The following is a 25,129-nucleotide window of genomic DNA, read 5'->3' as shown; positions in this document are numbered from 1 at the left end:
GACGGTCAGGACGTCGGCGTGGCCGGGACCGTCGTGCGGTCCTCCTCAGGCACCGACCGCAGGCTCTGCAGAATGCGCAGCAGCTCGTCGCGGGTCGGCGCGCCCGCGTAGTCCTGGTCGGCGTAGGCGACCAGCACCGGGATGCGGCCCGAGCCACCGGCGGGTTCCACCGCGATCGCCGCCACCAGCGCGCGGTCCGGCAGGCAGCCGCCGCCCTCCGTGGTCACCTCGACGACAGTGATGCTCGCGGGCTGCGTGGCATCGCCGCCGAACGACACGGTCGCCTGCTCGGGAGCACCGGTGTCGAGCGTGGGTGCGGGGCCGCCCTCCTCCGTGTAGGCGTGGCCGGCGAGGTTCTCGGCGGTCTCCCTCGCGGCCGACGCCGGGTCCGCGCTCTCGACCGGGGTCACCCCGGCGCCCCCACGGTCCCGGTGGTCACACACCTCGCCGCCGGTGAACGCGCTGGCCGCGAGCGTGATGCCGGGGCGGACGTCGTCGGCCTCCCAGCCGTGGACGACGCTCGGTTCGGGCGCCCACGACGGTGGCACGTCGTAGGCGTACACGCCGTCGCCACCCGCGACGGACTGCCAGCCCTCGACCACGGCAGGCACGATCACGTCGGGTTCCGGCGTGTACGTGGCCGCCTCGGTCACGGGCGGCGCGGACGAGGAGGCTTCGTCGTCCTCGAGGTTGCCGGCGATGCCCCTGGCCAGGCTGATGACGCCGCCGAGGAGCGTCAGCAGCAACACCACCGCCAACGGCGCCTTCGTCCGCTTCGGGCGCGGTTTCGGCGGTTCGGGAGGAAGCGGCGCCTGCGGGCTTCTCCGGACGAAGTCCGGTGTCGCTTCGGCGGAATCGGCGGGCTCGTACCCGCCGATCCCCTTGAGCGCCGCGCGGTCCTCGTAGCCGTACCGGGCCGAAAGATCGTCCGGCTTACGACGCCACCACCCCATGGGCGAGGACTCTACCGGGCGCTGAGGGCCACCAACTGCTCGACGACCTCGTCGACGGCGATCTCGGAACGCTCCCCGGTCGCGCGGTCCTTCACCTCGACGACGCCCTTCGCCAGCCCGCGGCCGACGACGAGGATCGTCGGCACGCCGATCAGCTCGGCATCGGCGAACTTCACTCCCGGTGTGGCCTTGCGGTCGTCGAGCAGCACCCGTACGCCGCGCTCGGAGAGCTGCGCCGCGATGCGCTCGCCGCCCTCGGCCACGGCCTCGTCCTTGCCTGCCACGACCACGTGCACGTCGGCGGGACCGATCCCGCGCGGCCACACCAGCCCGAGCTCGTCGTGGTGCTGCTCGGCGAGCACGGCGACGAGGCGCGAGACGCCGACGCCGTAGGAACCCATCGTGATGCGAACCGGCTTGGAGTCCGGTCCGAGCGCGTCGACCTCGAACGCGTCGGTGTACTTGCGGCCGAGCTGGAAGATGTGGCCGATCTCGATGCCGCGCGCGGCGACCAGGGTGCCGTGCCCGTCGGGCGAGGCGTCGCCCTCTCGCACCTCGGCGGCCTCGATCGTGCCGTCCGGGGTGAAGTCGCGGCCGCAGAGGAGGTCGACGACGTGGTGGTCGGCCTTGTCCGCGCCGGTGACCCACGCGGTGCCGCGGACGATGCGCGGGTCCACCAGGTACCGAACCCCGTTGGCCTGGAGCGCCCCTGGACCGATGTAGCCCTTCACCAGGAACGGGTTGGCGGCGAAGTCGGTCTCCTCGAGCAGGGCGACCTCGGCGGGCTCGAGCGACGCCTCGAGCCGCTTCAGGTCCACTTCCCGGTCGCCGGGGACGCCGACGGCCAGCAGCTCCCAGTTCTTCTCCCCCGGCTGGCGGGTCTTCACGAGCACGTTCTTCAGCGTGTCCGCGGCGGTGAACGTGCGGCCGAGGCCGGCCTTGTTGAGGAAGTCGACCAGTGTCTCGATGGTCGGCGTGTTGGGCGTGTAGTGCACCTGCGCCTCGGGCCTGCCCTCGACGGGCTGCTCGGCGGGCGGCGGGGTGACCACGGCCTCGACGTTGGCGGCGTAGCCGGACTCGGTGCTGCGGACGTAGGTGTCCTCGCCCGTCTCGGCGACCGCGAGGAACTCCTCCGACGCCGAGCCGCCCATCGCGCCGGACGTGGCCTTGACGATGACGTACTCGAGGCCGAGCCGGTCGAAGATCCGGATGTAGGCGTCGCGGTGCAGCTGGTACGAGCGCGCGAGGCCCTCGTCGTCGAGGTCGAACGAGTAGGAGTCCTTCATCACGAACTCGCGGCCGCGCAGGATGCCGGCGCGGGGCCGCGCCTCGTCCCGGTACTTCGTCTGCACCTGGTACAGGATGACCGGGTAGTCCTTGTACGAGCTGTACTCGCCCTTCACGGTGAGCGCGAACAGCTCCTCGTGCGTAGGACCAAGGAGATAGTCGGCGCCCTTGCGGTCCTTGAGCCGGAACAAGGCGTCGCCGTACTCCGACCACCGGCCGGTCGCCTCGTAGGGCTCCCTCGGCAGCAGCGCGGGGAACTGGATCTCCTGCCCGCCGATGGCGTCCATCTCCTCGCGCACCACCGTCTCGATGTTGCGCAGCACGCGCAGCCCGAGCGGCAACCAGGAGTAACCGCCCGGGGCGACGCGGCGGACGTAGCCGGCGCGCACCAGCAGCTTGTGGCTGGGTACCTCGGCGTCCGCCGGATCCTCCCGCAGCGTGCGCAGGAAAAGCGACGACATCCTGGTGATCGGGGTGTTCACAGTGTTCTCCCGGGAAGCGCAAAGACGTTCATCGAAGGGTAGTCAACCGTCCCCGAGCTGCTGCAACCGGTATTTGTCGTACCCCCTGCCTAGGGTCGGGACATGACACTGCAACTGGGCATGGTGACGATCGACTGCGAGGACCCGCACAAGCTGGCGGCGTTCTGGTGCGAGGCGCTCGGCGTCGAGATCGCCGACGACTACGGCGAGTACGTGATGTTGACGAGCAGGACGGAGGGAGGGGTGCGGCTGGCCATGCAACGCGTGCCGGAGCCGCGCACGGGCAAGAACAGAGTCCACGTGGACTTCGGCACCGACGACCGCGAGGGCGAGGTGGCCCGGCTGGTGGGACTCGGCGCCACCGCGCTGGCCGATCACGAGATGCCGGGGCTGAACTGGACGGTGCTCGCCGACCCGGAGGGCAACGAGTTCTGCGTGGGGAGCCACCATGAGTGACCACTAGACTTTTCAGGCGTGCTCGTTCTGCTTCCTCCTTCCGAGACCAAGGCCGACGGTGGCGACGGTGGTCCGCTGGACCTCGGCGCGTTGTCCTTCCCCGAGCTGAACCCGTTGCGGCGCAAGCTCATCGACGCGCTCGTGGACCTGTCGGCCGACGTTCCGGCGAGCCTGGCCGCGCTGGGGCTCTCGGAACGGCAGCAGGGCGAGGTGGCCCGCAACGGGCGACTGTGGACGGCGCCGACCACTCCGGCTTTGCGCCGCTACACGGGCGTGCTCTACGACGCGCTGGACGCCAGCAGCTTCCGCAAGGCCGAGCTGGCGAGGGCGGAGCGGCGGCTCGCGGTGGCGTCGGCCCTGTTCGGCGTGGTGCGGGCCGGGGACCGGATCCCGGCGTACCGGCTCTCGGGCGGCAGCGCGTTGCCCGGGTTCGGCACGTTGCGCTCGCTGTGGCGGCCGGTGCTTGAACCCGCGCTCGGAGAGGTCGGCGAGCTGGTGGTCGACCTGCGTTCCGGCACCTACGCGGCGCTCGCCCGCGTACCGGGCGCGGTGACGGTGCGCGTGGTCACCGAGGACGCGGCGGGCAGGCGCAAGACGGTGAGCCACCACAACAAGGCGTACAAGGGAAAGCTCGCCGCCGCGCTCGCCACCAGCCGGTCAGCCCCATCCACAGTGGACGGTTTGGTTTCCGTGGCCGGGAAGGCGGGGATCGCCGTGGAACGCACCGGCGAGCACGAACTGGAGCTGGTCACCGGGGCGTGAGGCGCTCAGGAGCCAGCGGGCCGAGGTCGTCGGCCACCGGTTCGGCCAGCAGCAACGAGGCGGTCAGGCTGGCGGCGTAGGGTCCCAGCGTCAGACCGGTCGGCCCGAAGCCGCTGAGCACGAACACCTCGGGGTACGCGGTCAGCTCGCCCAGCAGCGGCCTGCCGTCCGGGGTCGCGGGGCGGAAGCCGATCCGGGTCTCGGCGAGCGTCGCATCGGCGAGCCCCGGCGCGACGGCGAGCGCGTGGTCCAGCACCTCCTGCTGGCCGGCCGCGGTGACCCGGTGGTCGAAACCGGAGCCGGTCTCCCTCGTGGCGCCCGCGACGACCCGCGAGCCGGGGAACGCAAGGAGGTAGTGGCTCGACAGGGGCAGCACCACGGGCCACGCCGCGGTGTCGGTGCCGGGCAACTCGAAGTGGCTGATCTGGCCGCGTTGCGGTTCCACCTCGATCCGTACGCCGAGCGGCGCGAGCAGTCGCGCGCTCCACGCGCCCGCGGCCACGAGCACGCGGTCTGCCGCCACCAGCTCCCGCCCCACGCGCACGCCGGTGACGCGCTCACCCGCGACGTGCAGCTCCGCGGCGCCCTCGACCAGGCGCGCCCCGCGCCTGACAGCCGCGCGCAGCATCACCGCGCGAAGCCTGCGGCCGTCCACCCGCCCGGCGCCGCTGACGTGCACGGCGCCCAGCCCTGGCGCCAGCGCGGGGAACAGCTCACGCGCCCGCGCGGAGTCCAGCAGGCTCACCTCGCCGGCCTCGGGCCACCGGCTCGCGCTGACGCTCACCCGCTCGTGCACCTCGGCCAGTTCCGCGTCGTCGGCGGCCACCACCATGCCGCCGACGAGCTCGAACGACGAGTCGGGCTGCCCGTCCTCGGCGAGCAGTTCCGTGAAGGTGCGGTAGTACGCCGCGGCACGGGCCGCGAACCCGAGCTCGACGTCGTCGAGCTTGCGCGAGGTCCACGGGCAGACGATCCCGGCGCCGGCGGCGGTCGCACTGCCCGGCAGGTCGGCGTCGGCGAGCACGACCTCCGCACCGAGCCGGGCGAGGTGGTAGGCCGCCCCCGCGCCGGCGATCCCCGATCCGATGACCACGATCCGCATGATCCCCAGCTTGCCGGAATTCGGTCGCGCGCACGGAGGTGCCCCGTGGACAGTGGCACGCGGAGCGCGAGTCCCGGCGCAGACCAGGGAGGTCAGGGGCCGTTCTTATCGCCCGCCCCTTCGCTCCGCCGCGCTGATCGCCGGTCCTGACGGCTTCCACGAGGAGTTCCACGGGTGCGATCGCACGGTTCTTCCGTTTTCGACCAGTTCCACGACCGGCCCGTCCGCAGCAAGCGGCGTAGACCACGCTTCGACGACGAGCCCGCTCACGCTCGCGGCGGACGACTCACCGAGGACGAGCGCACCGGCCCGTCCAGCCCCGCGAGTAGACCTGCAGAGACCGACCCGGCCGACGGCGGGGATCGCGGGAGGCGCGCACCACGCGCAAAGCGCAGCGCGTTCGGCCGAACCCTCATCGCGGAGCAGTGGTGCCGCGGCCGAGACCGCCACGCGGAGTCGCTTGTGGACAGTCGGTGCGCACCCCCGCACCCCTGCCGGTACAGCTCGCGGGCACGGAACTGCTCCTGGAGTTCCTCGGCGATTCCGGCGAGAACGGCCGCTTCCCGGCTCGCCGTGGCACTGGAGCCGCTGGCCGCGAGATCTGCGCCCCGAGTGACCTCTCGCCGTACAACGTGCTCGTCCACGATGGACGGCTGCCGCTCATCGACCTGCGACAGGTGCCGAACGTGGTGAGCAACCCGCGCGGCGCGGCGTTCCTCGAACGTGACGTACGTAACATGGCGATGTGTTTCGCCGCAAGGGGTCCGGACACCGCCGAAATCGCGGAGCACGAGCCGGTCGCGAGGCTGCGCCGAAGCACCGGAGCGCCTTGGGGTAGAGTGGTGAGGCACCGCCAAGCCGAGTAGCTCAGCGCGGTGCTCCACCCATCAGTTGGCGCGTGGTGCCCAGTAGCATCGTGCGCCGGGTCCGTCCCTGTGAACGCCCATCGCACCACCATCGCGACCTGCCCCTGTGCGGGCAACCGGGCCTCCTTGCGACGTACCACGTCCGAGAGGCATTGCGTGACAAACACTTCGTTCGCCGACCTGAACCTTCCGGCCCCGCTGCTGCGTGCACTGCAGCAGGCGGGCATGGCGGAGGCGTTCCCGATCCAGGCGGCGACCCTGCCCGACGCGCTGGCAGGCCGGGACGTGCTCGGCCGCGCGCAGACAGGCTCCGGCAAGACCCTCGCGTTCGGCCTGGCGCTGCTGTCCCGCCTGCACGGCGGCAAGGCCCAGCCGAAGCAGCCCCGTGCGCTCGTGCTCGTCCCCACCCGTGAGCTGGCGATGCAGGTCTCCGACGCGCTCATCCCGCTGGCCAAGTCACTCGGCCTGTGGTGCCGCACGGCCGTCGGCGGCATGGCCTTCACCCGCCAGTCCGACGCGCTCGCGCGCGGCGTGGACCTGCTCATCGCAACGCCCGGCAGGCTCTCCGACCACGTCCGCCAGGGCACCTGCCGGCTCGACGCCGTCCAGTACGTGGCGCTCGACGAGGCCGACCAGATGGCCGACATGGGCTTCCTGCCGCAGGTGAGGGAGATCCTCGACCTGACCCCGACGGACGGCCAGCGCCTGCTGTTCTCTGCCACGCTGGACGGCGACGTCGAACGGCTGGTCAAGCGCTACCTCACCAACCCGGTGACGCACTCGGTGGCTCCGGTGACGGCGAGCGTGACCACCATGGACCACTACCTCCTGCAGGTCTCCCACGAAGAGAAGCAGGCCGTGATCACCGAGATCGGCGCCCGTGAGGGCCGCACGATCATGTTCGTGCGCACCAAGCACCACGTCGACCGTCTGACCACGCGGCTGCGCGCGAGCGGCGTGCACGCGGGCGCGCTGCACGGCGGCAAGACCCAGGGCCAGCGCAACCGCGTGCTGGCCGACTTCAAGGACGGCCGCACCCACGTGCTGGTGGCCACCGACGTCGCGGCGCGCGGCATCCACGTCGACGACGTGAGCCTCGTGGTGCACGTCGACCCGGCCGCGGACCACAAGGACTACCTGCACCGCGCGGGCCGCACGGCGCGCGCGGGCGCGTCGGGCACGGTCGTGACGCTCGTGACCCGCGACCAGCGGCGCACGGTGCGCCGGATGACCGATCGCGCCGGGGTGAAGCCGGAGTCGGCGAACGTGCGCCCCGGTGACGAGGAGCTGGCGCGCATCACGGGCGCCCGCACGCCGAGCGGGGTCCCGGTGGTGGAGCAGCACCGCGCGCCGCGTCATCAGGGTGGCCGTCGTGGCGCCCCCGGCCGCGGCAGGCCCGCCTTCGGCGGCCGTCGCGAGCCCGCGAACAAGGGCGGCCGCCCCCAGCGCGGCAACCGCCGCCCCACCCACACCCACGCCTGACCCCTCTGCAGTGAAGGCCACCATGCCTGCGTTCAACGCAGTGAAGGTGGCCTTCACTGCGGCTACCCACAGTTACTGAGGCACGCGGCGAACCTTCCCCCAAGGCCACCTTTGTTGCGTTGAGCGCAGCAAAGGTGGCCTTGGGGGAAGTTGGCGTTACTGCATTGGGATGAGCTCGAAGGCGCAGGCCAGGACGCCGCCGAAGCGTTTACCCGTCTCGGCGGCGGCCTCGCGCAGGAACCCGGTGTCGGCCATCGGCCCGGAGAGGCCGTCGAGGTAGGCGCGGTGAGCCTTCAGTGAGTCCACCGCGCGGTCCATCGTGGCCGTGATGTCCACGGCGTGCGTCGCCTTCGGGGACGCCGCGACGGCGACCCAGCGCACCCCCGACCACGGCTCCAGGCCCTCGTCGAGCAGATCACGGAACACCCAGCGGTTGGCGGCGTCGCGCACCGCGTCGAGGGTCGCGAGCCCGACGTTGCGGTGGTCGGCCATGTTGAGCCACGGCCCGCCCGGCCACGTCTCGTGGTGGTTGGTCATCACCACCAGTTCGGGGCGGTGCCTGCGGATCGCGGCGGCGATGTCGCGGCGCAGCGGCAACCCGTACTCGATCACGCCGTCGGCATGGTCGAGGAACTCCACCGTCTCCACGCCCACCACGCGCGCGCTCGCGATCTGCTCGCGCTCCCGTAGCGGGCCCGCCTCCTCCGGCGTGATCCCGTCGATGCCCGCCTCGCCCCGCGTGGCCAGCACATAGGCCACCGAGCGGCCTTCGTCGGTCCACCGCGCGATCGCGCCCGAGCTGCCGTACTCCAGGTCGTCGGGATGCGCCACCACGGCCAGTGCGCGCTCCCAGTCCTCCGGTATTGGTGCCAGCTGTGCGTCTTCGGTCACCCTCGCTCCCCACTCCTTTCCTGCCCGGTGCGAGACTGCCAGGCGTGAACGCACCCGGTCCAGCTTTCCCCGCCAGCCAGCCAGACCAGGTCTTCGACTGGCTCGACGCCGAGGCCGCCAGGCGCGCCGAAGCAGGCCTCACCAGGCGGCTCCGGCCACGCGGGCCTTCCTCCGACGAACTCGACCTCGCGGGGAACGACTACCTGGGGCTGGCCAGGGACAAGCGGGTCGCGGGCGCCGCCGCGGCGGCCTCGCTGCGCTGGGGCGCGGGCTCCACCGGCTCCCGCCTGGTCACCGGGTCGACCGAGCTGCACGCCGAGCTGGAGCACGAGCTGGCCAGGTTCTGCGGCGCCCAGGCGGCGCTGGTGTTCTCGTCCGGGTTCACGGCCAACCTCGGCGCGGTCACGGCGCTGTCGGGCGCCGAATCGGCGATCGTGACCGACAAGTACATCCACGCCTCGCTGATCGAGGGCTGCCGGCTCGGCCGCGCCGACGTCGCCGCCGTGGCCCACGGCGACCCCGCCGCGATCGCGCACGCGCTGGCGACCCGGCGCAAGCGCAGGGCGCTCGTGGTCACCGACTCGGTGTTCTCCGTGGACGGAGACCTCGCGCCCCTGCCGGAGCTGTCCGAGGCGTGCCGCGCCCACGGAGCCGCGTTGCTCGTGGACGACGCCCACGGCTTCGGCGTGCTCGGTGAAGGCGGCCGCGGGGCGGTACACGAGGCCGGCCTTTCCGGCGCGCCGGACGTGGTCACCACCATCACGCTGTCCAAGGCGCTCGGCGCTCAGGGCGGCGCCGTGCTCGGGCCGCGCCGGGTCATCAAGCACCTGGTGGACACGGCGCGCAGCTTCATCTTCGACACGGGCCTCGCGCCGGGCAGCGCGGCGGCGGCGCTCGCGGCACTCGGCGTGCTCAAGGAGGAGCCCGATCTGCCGGGCAAGGTCCTCACCGCCGCACAGGGGCTCGCGAACGGCTTGCGCGAGGCGGGTTTCCGCGTGAGCACGCCCTACGGCGCGGTGGTGTCGGTGCACGCGCCGAGCCCGGACGCGGCCGTCACGTGGGCGGCCTCGTGCGCCGAGCACGGCATCCGGGTCGGCTGCTTCCGGCCGCCGTCGGTGCCCGACGGCGTCTCGCGGCTGCGGCTCACCGCGCACGCCGCGCTCGCGGAGTCCGATGTCGAGCGTGCGGTGAAGGTGATCACCGAGGTCGCGCCGCGCGGCGCCCGGGGCTAGAGCCGACGGAACCGCTTGCGTTGAACGCAGTGAGGGCCACCCTCACTGCGTGGAATCAAACGCAGCGGCGCGGAGTGCCTCCGGTTGGGTGGTGGTGGGAGACGGGCGGGCGCAGGCATGGTGGCCTTCACTGCGGCCGGCTCCAGGAGCGAAGGGCTCTGCGTGAGGGCTAGAAGCGCCAGCGCGTCTGGCCGTAGGTGCCCTTGGCGAAGCCGAACGCCGTCCTTGGCGTCACCTCGTACACCAGCGCCGTTCCACCGTCGCCGTGGTGGAAGGCGTTGTCGCGCACGGAGAACCGCCAGTCCTCGCCGTACTTCGCCACGTACGCCTCCGCGATCCGGCGCAGCCGTCCCTCGTCGCGCACGCGCACGGCGTCGCCCTCGACCACGAGGTCAAGGCCGGCGTCGAGCTCGTTGCTGCCCGTGGTCAGCGTGCAGTGCGGGTTGCCTTCGAGGTTGCGGTTCTTGCGCTCGTCGGCGCCCGTGCAGAAGTGCAGCGCGCCCTCCAGCCACACCGCGATCAGCGGCGTCGTGTGCGGGCGCCCGTCGGGGCGGACCGTGGACAGCCAGTACAGCGGTGCGGCGGCCAGGCCGTCGCGCGCCCGCGCCCAGGAGGTCGCCGTGGCGGTGGGGTCACTGAAGCGGGGGTCGAGCTCGGTCACCGGCTCGGTGCTGGTCATGATCGCTCCTTGTCGTCGTGGTCCTCACTGTTGTGACCACGGCGACGGGCGAAACTCATCGGGAGGCAGGCCTGCGCATCCGGATGTGCGGGATGCCGTCCTCGTCGAACTCCTCGCCCTCCGGCGCGAAGCCGAAACGCGCGTAGAAGCCCTGCGCGTACGTCTGCGCGTCGAGCACGCACTCGGCGTCGCCCGCGTACTCCAGCGCCGCGGCCATGAGCCGCCCGCCGAGGCCGGTGCCCCGCGCGGAGGCCGCCGTGCACACGCGTCCGATGCGCAAGACCCCGCCGGGCTGCTCGAGCACCCGCAGACAGCCGGTGACGCCGCCGTCACCCTGCTCCCAGATGTGGCGGGTGCCGGACAGCAGGTCCTTGCCGTCGATCTCGGGATACGGGCACTCCTGCTCCACGACGAACACGTCGACGCGGAGCCGGAGCAGGTCGTGCAGTTCGGCGGCGGTCAGGTCAGTGCCCTTGCGGGAGTGAAAGTCGGCCACCCCGCATGACTATCAGATGCCGGAAACGTCCTCGACGTAGGAGGACACCCGGGTGTACACGCCCGGCTTGCCCGCCTGCGCGCAGCCGTCACCCCACGACACCACGCCGATCAGCGTGTCTCCCACGACCAGCGGGCCGCCGGAGTCGCCCTGGCACGCGTCCACGCCGCCCTCCGGGTAGCCGGCGCACAACATCGTCTGCGGGTCGTAGGTGCCGTAGGACTGCCCACAGGACAGGTCGTCCATCACCGGCACCCGCGCGCTTCGGAGGGTGTCGGACTTTTCGCCGCCCTCGGAGAGCCTGCCCCAGCCCAGCACGGTGGCCATGGTGCCCGGCGCGTACAGCGCCTCGTCCTGCGGTCCGGCCACCCGCGCGGGCCGGTAGGGCGCGCTGCCCGCGAGCGTCAGCACCGCGATGTCGTCGCCCGTGGTCGGGTCCTCGTAGTCGGGAGCGACCCACACGCGCCGGACATCGAACCTCATGCCGTCGGCGCCGCGTTTGTCCTGCCGCCCCGCGACCACGCCCAGTTCCGAGCTGCGCACCGCGACCGCGCAGTGCGCCGCCGTGATCACCGTGTCGGCGGCCACCAGCGTGCCCCCGCAGAACTGGTTCTCACGCTCGTCGACGAGGTAGACGGCGTACGGGTGGTCGGCGATCGACGCGTCGGTCCCGCCGACGATGTACGGCTGGGTGCCGCTCGTCTGCTGCGCGCCCGCCGCCGGGACAAACACCGCTCCCGCCAGCAGGGCCACGGCCGAGACGAGCACCCGGCGCAAAGTCCTGGACATGCGTTTCCCCCTTCGAAAAACTCCCGTTCACCCTAGGCGCGAAGCGGCCGGGCACAGGGTCACCGGATCGGGTGGACTACGGTCTTCGGCGTGCGAGGTGGGCTGCTCATCGCGGGGACGACGTCCGACGCCGGCAAGTCGACGGTCGCCGCCGGCGTGTGCCGGTGGCTGGCGCGGCAGGGCGTGCGCGTGGCGCCGTTCAAGGCGCAGAACATGTCGAACAACTCGATGGTCTGCGCCGACGGCTCGGAGATCGGCAGGGCGCAGTGGCTGCAGGCGGTCGCGGCCGGAGCGGAGCCCGAGTCGGCGATGAACCCGGTGCTGCTCAAGCCCGGCAGCGACCGGCGCAGTCACGTCGTGCTGCGCGGCAAGCCGTGGGGCGATCTCGTCGCGGGCGACTGGGCTCAGGGCCGCCGTGCGCTGGCCGAGGCCGCCTACGTCGCACTCGCCGAGCTGCGCGAGCGCTACGACGTCGTGGTCTGTGAGGGCGCGGGCAGCCCCGCCGAGATCAACCTGCGCGAGGGCGACTACGTCAACATGGGCCTCGCCCGCGCGGCCGGGCTGCCCGTGCTGCTCGTCGGCGACATCGACCGCGGCGGCATGCTGGCCGCGATGGCGGGCACCGTCGCGCTGCTCGACGAGGCCGACCAGGCGCACCTGGCGGCGTTCCTGGTCAACAAGTTCCGGGGCGACGCCGCGCTGCTGGAACCGGGCCTCGTCACGCTGAGCGAGCTGACCGGGCGCCCCGTGCTGGGCGTGCTGCCGTGGCTGCCCGACGTGTGGCTCGACTCCGAGGACGCGCTGGCCATCGCGCGCTGGGACGGGCACCGGCGTGGCGCTGGCACCACGCTGCGGGTCGCCGCCGTGCGCTTCCCGAGGATCTCCAACGCCACCGATCTCGACCCGCTCGCGGCCGAGCCGGGCGTCGCGGTGACCGTCACGGCCGATCCCGACGTGATCGCCGCCGCCGACATCGCCGTGCTCCCCGGCACGAGGTCCACTGTGGAGGATCTGAACTGGTTGCGGCGGCGCGGGATCGCCGACGCGGTACTGGCGCGCGCCAAGGCGGGCAGGCCGGTGCTCGGCATCTGCGGCGGATACCAGATGCTGGCCGGGACCATCCACGACGACGTCGAGTCCGGCGCGGGCACGGTCGACGGACTCGGCCTGCTGCCGTTCACGGTCCGCTTCAGCGCGGACAAGAGCCTCGCCCGGCCCTCCGGAAGCTGGCGGGGACACGACGTCACCGGCTACGAGATCCATCACGGCGTCGCACAGCGGGAGCCCGGTGCGGCCGAGCCGTTCCTCGACGGGTTACGTTCCGGATCGGTGTGGGCGACGATGTGGCACGGCGTGTTCGAGAACGACGGGTTCCGCCGGGCGTGGCTCGCCGAGGCCGCCGCGCAGGCGGGCGTGGCGTGGGAACCCGCCGAGGCGCCCGGGTTCGCGGCGCGCAGGGAGGCCATGCTGGACGGGCTCGCCGACGCCATCGAGACCACTGTGGACACCGGCGCGCTGCGCGCGCTCATCACCGGCGGGGTGCCGGGTGACCTGCCGCGGCTGCGGCTTGGGCGGGTGTGACGATCCGCTGCCGTGCGAGCGCGAATCAGCGTGCCTCACAAGGCGGAGGGAAGCCCTCCTACCGGGCCGTGCTCGGGCGCGACGGGATCGCCGGGCACGACCTCGGTCAGGACTCGACGTAACGCAGGACCGGCAGCATGCTCTGCTCGTCGACCTCGTCCGGCGCGGGTTCCTCGCACGCCTTCAGTGCCGCGCGCAGCGCTTGGGGGTCGATGCCGGAGCCGATGAGCACGAGCTCGGTGCGCCGTTGCTCACCCGCGGCCCACGTGGACCGCACCAGGCGGGTGTAGGCGCCGACGGTGTGCAGCGTGAACCGCTGCCGGTGCCCCGGCACGCCGAAGTAGACGGTGCCCTTCATGCGGTAGAGCCCGCCGGGGCGTCCCTCGAGGAACGCGGCGAACCGGCGCGGGTGCAGCGCGCCCGCCGTCACCGTCAGCGTGTCGTAGGCGGCGTGGGCGTGCTCGTGGCAGTGGTCATGAGCGTCAGCGTCCTCCTCACGCAGGTCCTCGAACGACAGCTGCCGAGCGACGGGCTCCGGCCCGCGTACGCGGTCGAACAGCAGCTCGGGGTCGATCCGGCCATGCTCGGTCGGCAGCACGGGCGTCGGGCCCGCCAGCTCGCGCACGAGCGCGGTGAGCCGGCCGGGATCGGCGACCCGGTCGACCTTGTTCAGCACCACGAGGTCGGCCAGCCGCACGTGCTCGTCGAGCTCGGGATGGCGGGCGCGCGTGGTCTCGAACTCGGCGGCGTCGACCAGCTCGATGAGCCCGCCGTACTCGACGAGCGGGTCGGTGCTGGCGAGCACGAGCCGGACGAGCGAGCGCGGTTCGGCGAGCCCGCTGGCCTCGATCACCACGAGGTCCAGGTCGGCAGAGGTCAGCTTGGTGAGCATGGCGTCCATGCCCGCGGTGTCGACCGCGCAGCACAGGCAGCCGTTCTCCAGCGAGAGCATCGAGTCGACCTGCCCGGCCACGCTCAGCGCGTCGACGTTGACGCTGCCGAAGTCGTTGACGACCACCCCGATCCGCACGCCGCGCGTGTTGCTGAGAAGGTGGTTGAGCAGGGTGGTCTTTCCGGAGCCGAGGAACCCGGCGACGATGACGACCGGGACGCGACGTTTGGCCAAGGACACACCTTCCGGAGGAACAACTCCACTACTGATCGGGTTGGGCTCAACGCAGGCCCACCACCGTCTGAAGGGTAACGCCGTGCCGCACTACGACCTGGTGATCATCGGGACCGGGTCGGGGAACTCGATCCTCGACCAGCGCTTCGCCGACAAGAAGGTCGCCATTGTCGAGAAGGGTGTCTTCGGGGGCACGTGCCTGAACGTGGGCTGCATCCCGACCAAGATGTTCGTGCACGCCGCCGACGTCGCCGCGACCCCGGCCGCCGGCGCCAGGCTCGGCGTCGACGCGCGGCTGGAGCGGGTGCGCTGGCCGGAGATCCGCGACCGCATCTTCGGCCGGATCGACCCGATCGCCGCGGGTGGCCGCGAGTACCGGATCGAGCACGAGGACAACGCCAACGTCACCGTCTACGAGGGCGAGGCCCGCTTCACCGGGCACAAGGAGCTGACGGTCGCGCTGCCGGGCGGCCAGGAGACCCTCACCGCCGACGCGTTCGTGCTGGCCGCGGGCGGGCGGGCCGTCGCGCCCGACATCCCAGGGCTGGCGGAGTCCGGCTACCACACCTCGGACACGATCATGCGGATCGACGAGCTGCCCTCGCGCATCGTGATCCTGGGCAGCGGCTTCATCGGCGCGGAGTTCGCGCACGTCTTCGGCTCGTTCGGCGTGGAGGTGACGATCGTGGCGCGCTCGGGCGCGCTGCTGCGGGTGGAGGACGACGACGTAAGCAGGCGCTACACCGAGCTGGCCGCGCAGCGCTTCGACGTGCGGCTGAACCGCAAGACCACGCGTGTGCGCCGGACCGCGGCAGGCGTGGCGCTCGACCTGGAGGGGCCTGGCGGCGCCGAGACCGTCGAGGGCGACCTGCTGCTGGTGGCCACAGGGCGGCACCCGAACTCCGACGTGCTCGACGTGGCGAGGACCGGGGTCACCACGCTGCCGTCCGGGCACGTCGAGGTGGACGAGTACCAGCGCACGAAGGTCGACGGCATCTACGCGCTCGGTGACATCTCGTCCTGGCACGAGCTCAAGCACGTCGCCAACCACGAGGCGCGCGTCGTGCAGCACAACCTGCTGCACCCGGACGAGCCGATCGCGGCCGACCACCGGTTCGTGCCGCACGCGGTCTTCACCTCGCCGCAGATCGCGTCGGTGGGGCTCACCGAGCAGGACGCCGCCGCGCGGGGCGTGCGGTACGTGACGGCGACGCAGGACTACGCCGGCATCGCCTACGGCTGGGCGATGGAGGACACCACGAGCTTCGCGAAGCTGCTCGCCGACCCGGCGACCGGGCAGCTCATCGGGGCGCACATCATCGGCCCGCAGGCTTCGACGCTGATCCAGCCGCTCGTCCAGGCGATGAGCTTCGGCCTCGACGCCCGGTCGATGGCGCGGGGGCAGTACTGGATCCACCCCGCGATGCCGGAGCTGATCGAGAACGCACTGCTGAACCTGCCGCTGGAGAACTAGACGTACCGGGGCCGTCCGGCGAGGTAGCCGAAGACGAGCTGGCCGACGAGGACGCACAGGAGCATCGCGCACGGCACGGTCCAGCCGCCGGTGACGTCGCGCAGCAGGCCGAACAGGAACGGCCCCAGCGCGGCGAGCAGGTATCCGAGGCCCTGCGCCATGCCCGACAGCTTCGCCGTGTCCGCGCTCGTGCGGGCCCGCAGCGCGATCGTCGCGATGGCGAGGGTGAAGACGCTCATGCCGATGCCGATCAGCACCGACCACAGCAGCGGTGCCGCGGACGGCGCCAGCATCAGCCCCGAGACGCCTGCGATGCCGAACACGCCGAGGCCGACGACCCACCAGCTCTGCCCGCCGCGCCGCGTCGCGAGCGGCGCCACGAGCAGGCTCGTCGGGAGGCCGAGCAGCGACACCAGGCCCACCATCAGCCCGGCGGCGGTGCGGCTCACGCCCGCGTCGAGCAGCACCTGCGGCAGCCAGCCCATCATGATGTAGGCGAAGCACGCCTGGCTGCCGAAGAACAGCGTCACGGTCCAGGCGAGCGGGCTGCGCAGCAGCGAGCGCCCTCCGCCCACCGTCTCGGGGGTGTTCGCGACGCCGTCGGGCCTGCCTCGCGTCGCCCCGAACCACAGCACCAGCGCGAGGGCCGCCAGCACCGCCCAGCTGCCGAGCCCGGCGCGCCAGCCGCCGAAGGCGTCGCCGAGTGGCGGCGTCACGGCGGAGCCGAGCGCGCCGCCCGCCTGCAGCGCGGCGGTGTAGATGCCCGTCATGAGGCCGATCCGCGCGGCGAACGACGACTTGACCACCACCGGGATCAGCACGTTCGCGAGCGCGATGCCCGCGCTGGCGACGAGCGTGCCGCCGAGCACGACCCAGGGTCCGTTGAGCACCCGCAGCACGAGGCCGACCGTCAGCACGCCGAGCGCGACGGCGACGGCCGTGTTGAGCCCGATCCGGCGGGCGAGGTAAGGAGCCGCGAGCCCGGCGAGTGCGAAGCACAGGCCGGGCATGGTGGTGAGCGCACCGGCCCACGTGGCCGACGCGCCGAGCGTCTCCCGCATCTCGTCGAGCACGGCCCCCGCGGAAGTGACCGACGGCCGCAGGTTGAGCGCCGCGAGCACGACGGCGACCATCAGCAGCGCGCCACCGGCGAGCGCCGGGACACCGGACTGCTGATCGGCACGCGTGTCGTCGTGCACGGACATTCCGCCGTCGGTTGCCATGTCCGCTACCCTAACAAAAAGGTAGGATGATCGGCTGAAGGGATGATCGGGTGCCTCTCGCGACCACGCAGCGCTCCGGACTGGTCGACCAGGTGATCAATCAGCTCCGCGAGGCGATCCGCCAGGGCGAATGGCCGCTCGGCGAGCGCATACCGACCGAATCCGAGCTCGTCGCCAGCCTCGGAGTGGGGCGCAACACCGTGCGTGAGGCGGTCCGGGCGCTCGCCCACAGCGGGCTGCTGGAGGTGCGCCAGGGCGCGGGCACCTACGTCCGGGCCACCAGCGAGGTCTCCGGCGCCATCCGCAGGCTGGCCGGGTCGGAGCTGCGCGAGGTGCTGCAGGTCCGCAGGCCGCTGGAGGTCGAGGCCGCACGGCTGGCCGCCACGGAACGAACCGACGAGGAGCTGCGCGAGCTCGCCGACGCGCTCGCCAGGCGTGACCAGGCCTGGCAGGCCCAGCACTTCGAGGAGTTCGTCCGCGCCGACGCGGAGTTCCACCTGCTCACCGTGCAGGCAAGCCACAACGCGTTGCTCACCGAGCTGTACCGGGGCCTCACCGAGGTGGTCACCGCGAGCGTCGCCGCGACCTCGCAGACCCACCTCTCCAGCGCCGAGCCGATCGGCCACCACGGCCTCCTGGAGGCCATCGCAGCCAAGGACCCCGACCGCGCCGTCGCCGAGGCCAGCGGCTTCCTCACCGAGCTGCTCGCCCGCAGCGACGAGGACCTGGAGCAGTAACGCCACAGGCAGTGGTGACCCGTGCGGGTGGTGGCCGATGCAGTGGTGGCCAATGCAGTGAAGGCCACCTTCACTGCGTTGAACGCAGGCATGGTGGCCTTCACTGCATCCGGGGTCGCCCTCCGGGCTCAGCCGGCGAGGTCTCGCAGTCTGAGGGCCAGCTGGAGTTCCAGTGCGCGGTCCGGCTCCTGCCAGCCGGGGCCGAGCAGCGAGGAGATCCGCTCCAGCCGCTGCGCGACCGTGTTGACATGGACGTGCAGCTCCTCCTTGGCCCGCGAGAGGTTGCCGCCGCACCTGAAGTAGGCCCGCAGCGTGCGCAGCAGCTCGGTGCCCTTGGCCTCGTCGTAGTCGAGCACGGGGCCGAGCGTCGCCCGCACGAACTCGGGCACGTCCGCCCGGTCGCCCAGCACGAGCCCCACGAAGCCCAGCTCGGCCGGCGCCGCGCCGTGCCCATGCCTGCCCAGCACGAGCAACGCGCGCAGGCACCTCGCCGCCTCCGCGTGCGCGGCTGCGAGCTCGGCAGGGCCGCTCGCGGGCCCGGCGGCGCCGACGGTGACCGGCGAGCCCAGCACGGCGGTCAGGTCGGTGGCGACCGTGCGCGCGAAGGCACCCGGCGACTCGCTGACCGCGAGCAGCACGACCTGCTCCGCGTGCACCCCGGCGAGCACGCCACGTCGAGCTGCCGCCGAGGCGAGCCGGGCCCGCGAGACGTCCCCGGCGTGCAGCGCGAGCACCACGTGCGGCGCGCCGAGGTCGACGCCGAGCCTGCGCCCCCGGTCCAGCAGCGCCGCGGGATCGCGACCCGGAGCCGTCAGCAGGTCGGCCACCAGCTCGCCCCGCACGCGGTCCTCGGCCTCGGCCGCCGAACGGCGCAGCAGCAACAACAGCGCCGTCACCACACTCGCGCGTTCGAACAGGCGCCGGTCCGCGTCCGACAGCGCGGGCCTGCCGCTCAGCGTGATGCTGCCCATGAGCTCGGGACCCGCCAGCACGGCGCACACCCACACGTCGCCGTCGGGCACCGCCCTGCCCGCCGCACGCGAGGCGGCGATCGCCTCCGGCGAGCGCGTGGCCGGACCGCCGCCCGAGCGGCCCAGCTCGGCGCCGTCGGCGTCGTGCACGACGATCCCGCCGCCGAGCACCGCGGCCACGGCCTCGGCGACCTGCCGCACGTCGGCGCCGCCGAGCACGAGCTCCGTGAGCCGGTCGTGCGCCTCCTGTGCCCTGGCGAGCGCCTCGTGGTGGGCCTTGATCGTCGCGTTCGCGCTGGCCAGCTCGGCCAGCGCGCGTGCGTTGTCGATCGCGATCGCCGCGTGGTCGGCGAACGACGACAGCAGCGCCACCTCGTCCGGCGAGAACTCTCGCGGGCGCCGGTCCGAGGCGTACAGCACTCCGATCACCTGCTCGCCGAGCGAGAGCGGTACGCCGAGGATCGCCACGAGTCCCTCGTCGCCCACCGCGCGGTCGATGGGCCCGGTGTGCTCGAACCGGTCGTCGGCGGGGTAGTTCGCGGTCGCGTACGGGCGGGCGGTCTGCGCGACGAGTCCGCCAAGCCCCTCCCCCATGCCCAGCCGCAGCTGCTGGAACAACGCCGACGCGGAACCGTCGGTGACCCGCATGTACGTGCCGCCCTCGGCCTCGTCGTTGAGGCTCAGGTACGAGACGTCCACTCGTAGCAGCATCCGCGCCCTACGGACGATCGAGCGGAGCACGGCGTCGAGGTCCCGCAGCCGCGCGAGGTCGCTCGCCGTGTCGAACAACGCCGCGAGCTCGGCCTCTCTGCGGCTGCGGGCATCGAGCGTGCGCCTGATGTCCATCGCGAGGCGCACCGCGGCGCCGTCCGCGGGAACGCGAGCCAGCTCGTCGCTGCTCGCGCCCGCGGCCAGCAGTTCCAGCAGGCGGTGTTCGCTTTCGGTCACGCACTCATGCTGTCACCGAGGACGGCTGCTCGGCGTCCCGCAGCGAGGTGCCACGCGTTTCCTTCGCCAGATACACGGCCACGAGCGTGAGCACACAGGTGGCGGCGAGGTAGCACGAGATCAGCAGGCTCGCGCCGGTGCTGTCCAGCAGCGCCGTGGCGATGAGCGGGGCGAGCCCGCCTGCCACGATCGACGCGAGCTGGTAGCCGATCGACGCGCCCGAGTAGCGCACCTTGGTGCCGAAGAGCTCAGAGAAGAACGCCGCCTGCGGGCCGTACATCGCACCGTGCAGCACGAGCCCGATGGTGACCGCCGCGATGATCCCGAACGTCGAGCGCGTGTCGAGCATCGCGAAGAACACGAACGCCCACACGCCCATGCCGACGGCGCCGAAGGCGTACACCGCCCTGCGCCCGAGGACGTCGGACAGCAGTCCCCACAGCGGGATCGTGGCGAAGTGGATGGCCGAACCGATCAGCACGGCGTTGAGGCCCGTCGACTTCGGCAGGTCCAGCTGGTTGGTGAGGTACACGAGCACGAACGCCGTGAGGACGTAGTAGGAGACGTTCTCGCCGAACCGGGCGCCCATCGCGATCAGCACCTGCCGCCAGTTGTGCCGCATCACGGTGACGATCGGGGCCTTCTCCGGCGCGGGCTCCTCGTCGGCCTGCTTGACGGCCTCCATGAACACCGGCGACTCCGACACCGCCAGCCGGATCCACAGCCCGATCACCACGAGCAGCCCGGAGAGCAGGAACGGGATCCGCCAGCCCCAGGACTCGAACGCGGCGTCGCTCTGCACGGCCGCGAGCACCGCGAGCACGGCCGTGGCGAGCAGGTTGCCGCCCGGGGCGCCGGCCTGTGGCCACGACGCCCAGAAACCGCGCCGCCTGGCGTCGCCGTGCTCGGACACGATGAGCACCGCGCCACCCCATTCACCGCCGAGCGCGAACCCCTGGACCAGGCGCAGCAGGACCAGCAGCAGTGGCGCGGCGATGCCGATGCTCGCATAGGTGGGCAGCAGGCCCATCGCGAACGTCGCGCCGCCCATCATGAGCAGGCTCAGCACGAGGAGCTTCTTGCGACCGAGCTTGTCGCCGTAGTGCCCGAAGACGAGCCCGCCGAGCGGCCTGGCGACGAACCCGATCGCATAGGTGCCGAACGCCAGCAGGGTGCCCGTGAGCGGGTCGGCTTCGGGGAAGAACAGCGTGTTGAACACCAGCGCGGCCGCGGAGCCGAACAGGAAGAAGTCGTACCACTCGATCGTCGTGCCGATCATGCTGGCGACGACGACGCGTTTGATGGACTTGGCCTCGGGCATGGGGCATCACCACTTCGTTGTGCGAACGGGAAATCGGGAGCTAGCTGGCGGTCCAGCCGCCGTCGAGCGGGATGGACGCGCCGGTGAGGTACCCGGCCTGCTCGCCGCAGAGCCAGAGCACCACGGCGGCGACCTCGGCGGGCTCGATCAGGCGCTTGACGGCCGTGCGGCCGAGGAAGACCTCGTCCACCACGGCGCGTTCGGGAATGCCGCGCGAGCGGGCCTGGTCGGCGACCTGGCCCTCGACGAGGGCGGTGCGCACGTAGCCGGGGTCGACGCAGTTGCTGGTCACACCGTGCGCGGCGCCCTCCAGCGCGGCGACCTTGCTGAGCCCTTCGAGGCCGTGCTTGGCGGCGACGTAGGCGGCCTTGTTCGGGCTCGCGCGCACGCCGTGGACGCTGGAGATGTTGATCAGCCTGCCCCAGCCGCGCTCGTACATCGCGGGCAGGCAGTGCCGCATCAGCAGGAACGGCGTGGTGACCATCAGCTGCTGCATCGCGGAGAACTTCTCGGGCGGGAAGTCCGGGATGGCGGCGATGTGCTGGAAGCCGGCGTTGTTCACGAGCACGTCGACCTCGGCGGGCAACCCGGCGACGGCGGCGGGGTCGGTGAGGTCGGCCACGTGCGCGACGGCACCGGTCTCCTCGGCTGTCGCCGAGGCTCCGTCGGCGTCGGCGTCGACGAGGTGCACCTTCGCCCCGGCCTCGCTCAGCGCCTGCACGCAGGCGCGCCCGATGCCGCTCGCGCCGCCGGTGACGAGTGCGGTCCTGCCGTGCAGGGAGGTGCTGGTCATGGCAGTTGACGGTACGAGCAGAACACCCCGTCAACCATGTGTGCGCAGGCCACAACCCGGGGGTGGGTTGTGTGGGACGGAGCTACCTCAGGGCAGTGTGAGGATCTCGGCGCCGCTCTCGGTGACGAGGATCGTGTGCTCGAACTGGGCGGTCCACTTCTTGTCCTTGGTGGTGACCGTCCAGTCGTCGTCCCAGACGTCGTAGTCGATGGTGCCGAGGGTGATCATCGGCTCGATCGTGAACGTCATGTTCTGCTCGATCACCGTGGTGACCGACGGCTCCTCGTAGTGGAGCACGGTCGGCGCGGTGTGGAAGGCCGGCCCGACGCCGTGCCCGGTGAAGTCGCGGACCACGCCGTAGCCGAACCGCTTGGCGTAGGACTCGATCACCCTGCCGATCACGTTCAGCTGCCTGCCGGGACGCACGGCCTTGATCGCGCGCATGGTCGCCTCGTGGGTGCGCTCGACGAGTAACCGCACCTCCTCGGAGACGTCCCCGGCGAGGAACGTCGCGTTGGTGTCGCCGTGCACGCCGCCGATGTACGCGGTGACGTCGATGTTGCAGATGTCGCCGTCCTCGATCACGGTCGAGTCGGGGATGCCGTGGCAGATGACCTCGTTGAGCGAGGTGCAGCACGACTTGGGGAAGTTGCGGTAGCCCAGCGTCGACGGGTAGGCGCCGTGGTCGAGCAGGAACTCGTGCACGACCTTGTCGATGTCGTCGGTGGTGTTGCCCGGCTTGACGGCCTTGCCGCCCTCCTCCAGCGCCTGCGCGGCGATCCTGCTCGCCACCCGCATGGCCTCGATGACCTCGGGCGTCCGCACGCCGTTGCCGGAGTCACGCTGCGGCGCGGGCTTGCCGACGTACTCGGGGCGCGCGATGGCGGAGGGGACGGAACGGACCGGCGTCTGCACGCCAGGCTGGAGCGGGGCACGAACGGGCATGGTCCCCAGCCTACGACGCCCCGGGAGACGCGATGGGGAGACCGGCCAGTCGCGCGGTCTCCAGCAGCCGCTGGTCGTAGGCGACCAGGTACTGGAGCTCGGCGCGGACCCGCATGGCCGACGCGAGGTGGATGGCGTCCAGTGAGCGCAGCGGCCCGGGCAGGGAGCCTGCGGCGTCCAGCACCGCGGCGGTCATGGGCAGCTGCAGGAGATCGCCGAGCACGAGCTGTGCCCGCAGGTAGGCAACGTCGCCGCCCCTGCGCACGGCGCGGGGCAGCTCGACCCTCGCGAGCATCGAGCTGCCTTTACGCGTGCCGCCGTGCTCCCGCAGCCACGACAGCAGCTCGGGGGTCTCGTTCTCCTTCACGACGAGCTTGACCAGCGCCGACGTGTCTAAGTAGATCACCAGCGTTCCTCGTCCCGGAGCCGCCGCAGCTCGTCCGAGCCGGAGAAGCCGAGATCCAGCGGCTCCGGCAGGTCGCCGCCGAGCACACCGGTCGGCCGCTCCGGCGGCAGGATGTCGCCCCTGGCGAGCAGCTCGTCGATGCCGCCACCGCCCGAGGTCGGCCGCAGCTCGGCGACCGGCCTGCCCCGGTCGGTCACGGTGAACGACTCTCCCGCCGCCACCCGCCGCAGGTACACGCTCGCGCTCTGCCGCAGCTCGCGCACCCCGATGGTCTCCATGTGCTACATGGTAGCACTTATCGGAGTCCACCGAGGAACCGCTGTGCGGCCTCGACGGCGGGCGCGGAGCTGCCCGCGTCGACCGTCAGCACCGAGAACGCGACGTCGCCCTGGTACCCGGCGAACCAGCCGTGCGAGCGGGTGCCGTCGCCGAACTGCGCCGTTCCCGTCTTGCCGTGCACACCGGGCAGGCCGGCCAGCGCGGTGGCCGTGCCGTCGGTCACCACCTCGCGCATCATCGTCCGTAGCGCCGACAGCACGTCCTCGCCGATCGGCTCGCCGAGCTGGGTCGCCTCGGTCCGCTCGCCCTTCAGCAGGCTCGGCACCGGCGTCTTGCCCGCCGCGACCGTGCCCGCCGCCACCGCCAGCCCGAACGGGCTCGCGAGCGTCTTGCCCTGCCCGAAGCCGTTCTCCGCACGCTGCACGGTCTCCTCGGCTGGCGGCACGGACCCGGTGATCGTGGTGATGCCGGGGATCACGAAGTCGGCGCCGATGCCCAGGTCGCGCGCCGCCTTGGTGAGCGCGTCCGGGGGCAGGTCAACGGCCAGGCGCGCGAACGTCGTGTTGCATGAGCGGGCGAACGCCGTGTGCAGGGGCACCCTGCCGAGGCCGAACTCGTCGTCGTTGGGGATGCGCCTGCCCTCGATGGTCGTCGTCGGTGGGCAGTCGACCAACGTGCCCGGCCCGGCGTTGCCATTGGAAAGGGCCGCCGCCGCGGTGGCGATCTTGAACGTCGAGCCGGGCGGGTAACGGCCGGTCAGCGCGATCGCGCCCTGCTCGTCGGCTGCCTCGTTCTGGGCGACCGCCAGCAGCTCACCGGTCGAGGCCTGCAACGCCACGATGGCCGCGGGCTTGGCGACGTCCCGCAGCGCGTCCTCGGCGGCCTCCTGTGCGCGACGGCTGAGCGTGGCCGGCACGGCGTCCGCAGGGCGCGCCTGCTCGGCATGCAGCTCCGCGATCTCCGCCCCCGTCGGGTCGGTGGTCACCACACGCCAGCCCTCCCGGCCCGCGACGCGGTCGGCTACCTCGCTCCGGATCGCGGGCAGCACCTGGCTGCCGAGCCCGCGCTCAGCGCTGAGCAGCCGCTCGTCGCTCGTGAAACGCACGCCCGGCAGGTCGTAGATGGCCGGCTTGACCGACTGGTAGTCGGCCGAGCGCAGGCTCGCCACGAGGTAGCCCTTGCCCTGCTCGGTGCCCCTGACGCCGTCGAGGATCGACCGCTTGGTGATGCTCGGCTCCAGCCTGCCGAGCTGGTCCGCGAGCGTGCCCGCGACGTCGTCCAGCCGCTCCCCCGCCGCCTCGCCGTCGACGACCACGCCGATCACGGTGTCGGCCTGCAGCAGCGGCGCGCCGTCGCGGTCGAGCACCGGCGCCGGCGGCGGGGTCTCGGTCCGCAGCGCGAGCCCCTGCTGCATGCCCAGCTCCGGATGCACCAGCGCAGGCTCCCACCGCAGCTTCCACTCGCCGTCGGCCTGGTGCAGCCGCGCCCTCGCGTCGTAGGCCCACCGCCGCTTCTCACCGAGCTGCCACTCGAGCCGGTAGCCCACGGTCGCCCCGGCCTCGCCCTCCTCGGCGACCTCGCCGACGGACGTGCCGATCGACTTCGGTTCGAGCGCCCCACGCGCCTGGTCGAGCACGGCCTTGGCGGCCTCCGGCCGGTCGGTAAGCCCGGCGGCCGCGGCGGTGTCCCCGCCCGCGAACGCCTCGAGGAACTCACCGACCGTGTCCCCGGGGTCCGGCCCGCCGAACACACTGCAACCGCTGACCACGAGCGCGGCGCACGCCAGCGCCGCGCCGATCCGGTGACGTTCACGCACGACTGATCAGTATGCAGACCGGACCGGCGGAT

General features: G+C 72.3%; 24 protein-coding genes. 8 read left to right on the top strand and 16 right to left on the bottom strand.

Annotation, left to right across the window (positions count from 1 at the left end; all coding sequences use genetic code 11):
* Positions 1–5: 5 nt before the first annotated feature.
* Positions 6–953: a hypothetical protein gene (locus DI005_RS14230; RefSeq protein ID WP_113642414.1), complete on the bottom strand. Its 948-nt coding sequence runs from the start codon at positions 951–953 to the stop codon at positions 6–8.
* An 11-nt stretch (positions 954–964) separates the two neighbouring features.
* Positions 965–2,701: a proline--tRNA ligase gene (locus tag DI005_RS14225; protein ID WP_113642511.1), complete on the bottom strand. Its 1,737-nt coding sequence runs from the start codon at positions 2,699–2,701 to the stop codon at positions 965–967.
* A 123-nt stretch (positions 2,702–2,824) separates the two neighbouring features.
* Here DI005_RS14225 and DI005_RS14220 point away from each other — a divergent pair, with 123 nt between their 5' ends.
* Both DI005_RS14220 and yaaA read left to right on the top strand, forming a co-directional pair.
* Entirely contained in the window at positions 2,825–3,178 is a 354-nt protein-coding gene (locus DI005_RS14220; RefSeq protein WP_112274923.1) for a VOC family protein, read from the top strand.
* 18 nt (positions 3,179–3,196) lie between these two features.
* On the top strand, positions 3,197–3,940 hold the full coding sequence (yaaA, locus tag DI005_RS14215; RefSeq protein ID WP_113642412.1) for a peroxide stress protein YaaA: 744 nt from the start codon (positions 3,197–3,199) through the stop codon (positions 3,938–3,940).
* Here yaaA and DI005_RS14210 read toward each other — a convergent pair.
* Entirely contained in the window at positions 3,927–5,042 is a 1,116-nt protein-coding gene (locus DI005_RS14210; protein ID WP_113642410.1) for an FAD-binding oxidoreductase, read from the bottom strand. The two genes, yaaA and DI005_RS14210, sit on opposite strands and share 14 nt — an antisense overlap.
* Before the next feature lie 473 nt (positions 5,043–5,515).
* Here DI005_RS14210 and DI005_RS38955 point away from each other — a divergent pair, with 473 nt between their 5' ends.
* Positions 5,516–5,908, top strand: a complete 393-nt coding sequence (locus DI005_RS38955) for an RIO1 family regulatory kinase/ATPase (protein ID WP_233520133.1) — start codon at positions 5,516–5,518, stop codon at positions 5,906–5,908.
* Between the two features lie 156 nt (positions 5,909–6,064).
* Positions 6,065–7,390 carry a DEAD/DEAH box helicase gene (locus tag DI005_RS14200; RefSeq protein ID WP_228713878.1) on the top strand — a complete coding sequence of 442 codons (1,326 nt, stop codon included), beginning with the start codon at positions 6,065–6,067 and terminating at the stop codon, positions 7,388–7,390.
* Between the two features lie 156 nt (positions 7,391–7,546).
* Here the strand turns inward: DI005_RS14200 and DI005_RS14195 are convergent, their stop codons facing one another.
* Entirely contained in the window at positions 7,547–8,281 is a 735-nt protein-coding gene (locus DI005_RS14195) for a PIG-L deacetylase family protein (protein ID WP_113642408.1), read from the bottom strand.
* A gap of 44 nt (positions 8,282–8,325) precedes the next feature.
* Between DI005_RS14195 and DI005_RS14190 the strand changes: the two genes are divergently transcribed.
* The gene (locus DI005_RS14190; RefSeq protein WP_113642407.1) at positions 8,326–9,513 is read left to right on the top strand and encodes an 8-amino-7-oxononanoate synthase; all 1,188 of its coding nucleotides are present in this window, start codon (positions 8,326–8,328) and stop codon (positions 9,511–9,513) included.
* Between the two features lie 169 nt (positions 9,514–9,682).
* Here the strand turns inward: DI005_RS14190 and DI005_RS14185 are convergent, their stop codons facing one another.
* From DI005_RS14185 to DI005_RS14175, 3 genes are read right to left on the bottom strand one after another with little or no spacing between them, the layout of a single operon-like run.
* Positions 9,683–10,192, bottom strand: a complete 510-nt coding sequence (locus DI005_RS14185) for a pyridoxamine 5'-phosphate oxidase family protein (RefSeq protein WP_112274914.1) — start codon at positions 10,190–10,192, stop codon at positions 9,683–9,685.
* A gap of 55 nt (positions 10,193–10,247) precedes the next feature.
* Entirely contained in the window at positions 10,248–10,688 is a 441-nt protein-coding gene (locus DI005_RS14180) for a GNAT family N-acetyltransferase (RefSeq protein ID WP_113642405.1), read from the bottom strand.
* Positions 10,689–10,700: 12 nt separating this feature from the next.
* Positions 10,701–11,477, bottom strand: coding sequence for a trypsin-like serine protease (locus DI005_RS14175; RefSeq protein ID WP_112272034.1), 777 nt, complete (start codon positions 11,475–11,477; stop codon positions 10,701–10,703).
* Positions 11,478–11,567: 90 nt separating this feature from the next.
* Between DI005_RS14175 and DI005_RS14170 the strand changes: the two genes are divergently transcribed.
* The gene (locus DI005_RS14170; RefSeq protein ID WP_112272032.1) at positions 11,568–13,058 is read left to right on the top strand and encodes a cobyric acid synthase; all 1,491 of its coding nucleotides are present in this window, start codon (positions 11,568–11,570) and stop codon (positions 13,056–13,058) included.
* Between the two features lie 106 nt (positions 13,059–13,164).
* Here the strand turns inward: DI005_RS14170 and DI005_RS14165 are convergent, their stop codons facing one another.
* Positions 13,165–14,184 carry a GTP-binding protein gene (locus DI005_RS14165; protein ID WP_113642403.1) on the bottom strand — a complete coding sequence of 340 codons (1,020 nt, stop codon included), beginning with the start codon at positions 14,182–14,184 and terminating at the stop codon, positions 13,165–13,167.
* Positions 14,185–14,266: 82 nt separating this feature from the next.
* Here DI005_RS14165 and DI005_RS14160 point away from each other — a divergent pair, with 82 nt between their 5' ends.
* Complete coding sequence (locus DI005_RS14160; protein WP_113642401.1) at positions 14,267–15,658, top strand: mycothione reductase; 1,392 nt, start codon at positions 14,267–14,269, stop codon at positions 15,656–15,658.
* Here DI005_RS14160 and DI005_RS14155 read toward each other — a convergent pair.
* Positions 15,655–16,881, bottom strand: coding sequence for an MFS transporter (locus DI005_RS14155; protein ID WP_113642399.1), 1,227 nt, complete (start codon positions 16,879–16,881; stop codon positions 15,655–15,657). The two genes, DI005_RS14160 and DI005_RS14155, sit on opposite strands and share 4 nt — an antisense overlap.
* Positions 16,882–16,931: 50 nt before the next feature.
* Between DI005_RS14155 and DI005_RS14150 the strand changes: the two genes are divergently transcribed.
* On the top strand, positions 16,932–17,618 hold the full coding sequence (locus tag DI005_RS14150; RefSeq protein WP_112272024.1) for a FadR/GntR family transcriptional regulator: 687 nt from the start codon (positions 16,932–16,934) through the stop codon (positions 17,616–17,618).
* Between the two features lie 128 nt (positions 17,619–17,746).
* Here the strand turns inward: DI005_RS14150 and DI005_RS14145 are convergent, their stop codons facing one another.
* The 7 genes from DI005_RS14145 to DI005_RS14115 all read right to left on the bottom strand — a co-directional run bounded on the left by DI005_RS14145 (position 17,747) and on the right by DI005_RS14115 (position 25,097).
* On the bottom strand, positions 17,747–19,537 hold the full coding sequence (locus DI005_RS14145; RefSeq protein ID WP_113642397.1) for a GAF domain-containing protein: 1,791 nt from the start codon (positions 19,535–19,537) through the stop codon (positions 17,747–17,749).
* Between the two features lie 4 nt (positions 19,538–19,541).
* A complete protein-coding gene (locus DI005_RS14140; RefSeq protein WP_113642395.1) occupies positions 19,542–20,858 on the bottom strand; it encodes an MFS transporter in 1,317 nt (438 codons plus the stop codon).
* A gap of 40 nt (positions 20,859–20,898) precedes the next feature.
* Positions 20,899–21,651, bottom strand: coding sequence for a 3-hydroxybutyrate dehydrogenase (locus DI005_RS14135; protein ID WP_112272020.1), 753 nt, complete (start codon positions 21,649–21,651; stop codon positions 20,899–20,901).
* Between the two features lie 87 nt (positions 21,652–21,738).
* Entirely contained in the window at positions 21,739–22,596 is an 858-nt protein-coding gene (gene map / locus DI005_RS14130; protein WP_112272019.1) for a type I methionyl aminopeptidase, read from the bottom strand.
* A gap of 10 nt (positions 22,597–22,606) precedes the next feature.
* Positions 22,607–23,002, bottom strand: coding sequence for a type II toxin-antitoxin system VapC family toxin (locus DI005_RS14125; protein ID WP_113642393.1), 396 nt, complete (start codon positions 23,000–23,002; stop codon positions 22,607–22,609).
* Positions 22,999–23,280: a type II toxin-antitoxin system Phd/YefM family antitoxin gene (locus DI005_RS14120; RefSeq protein WP_112272017.1), complete on the bottom strand. Its 282-nt coding sequence runs from the start codon at positions 23,278–23,280 to the stop codon at positions 22,999–23,001. The genes DI005_RS14125 and DI005_RS14120 overlap by 4 nt, the downstream gene beginning before the upstream one ends.
* 17 nt (positions 23,281–23,297) lie before the next feature.
* A complete protein-coding gene (locus tag DI005_RS14115; protein ID WP_113642391.1) occupies positions 23,298–25,097 on the bottom strand; it encodes a penicillin-binding transpeptidase domain-containing protein in 1,800 nt (599 codons plus the stop codon).
* Between the last annotated feature and the right edge of the window lie 32 nt (positions 25,098–25,129).

The sequence above is a fragment of the Prauserella sp. PE36 genome, assembly GCF_003311655.1.
GTDB lineage: Bacteria > Actinomycetota > Actinomycetes > Mycobacteriales > Pseudonocardiaceae > Prauserella_A > Prauserella_A endophytica.
Note: the sequence above shows the minus strand (reverse complement) of the source record. Positions and strands in the feature narration are given on the sequence as shown.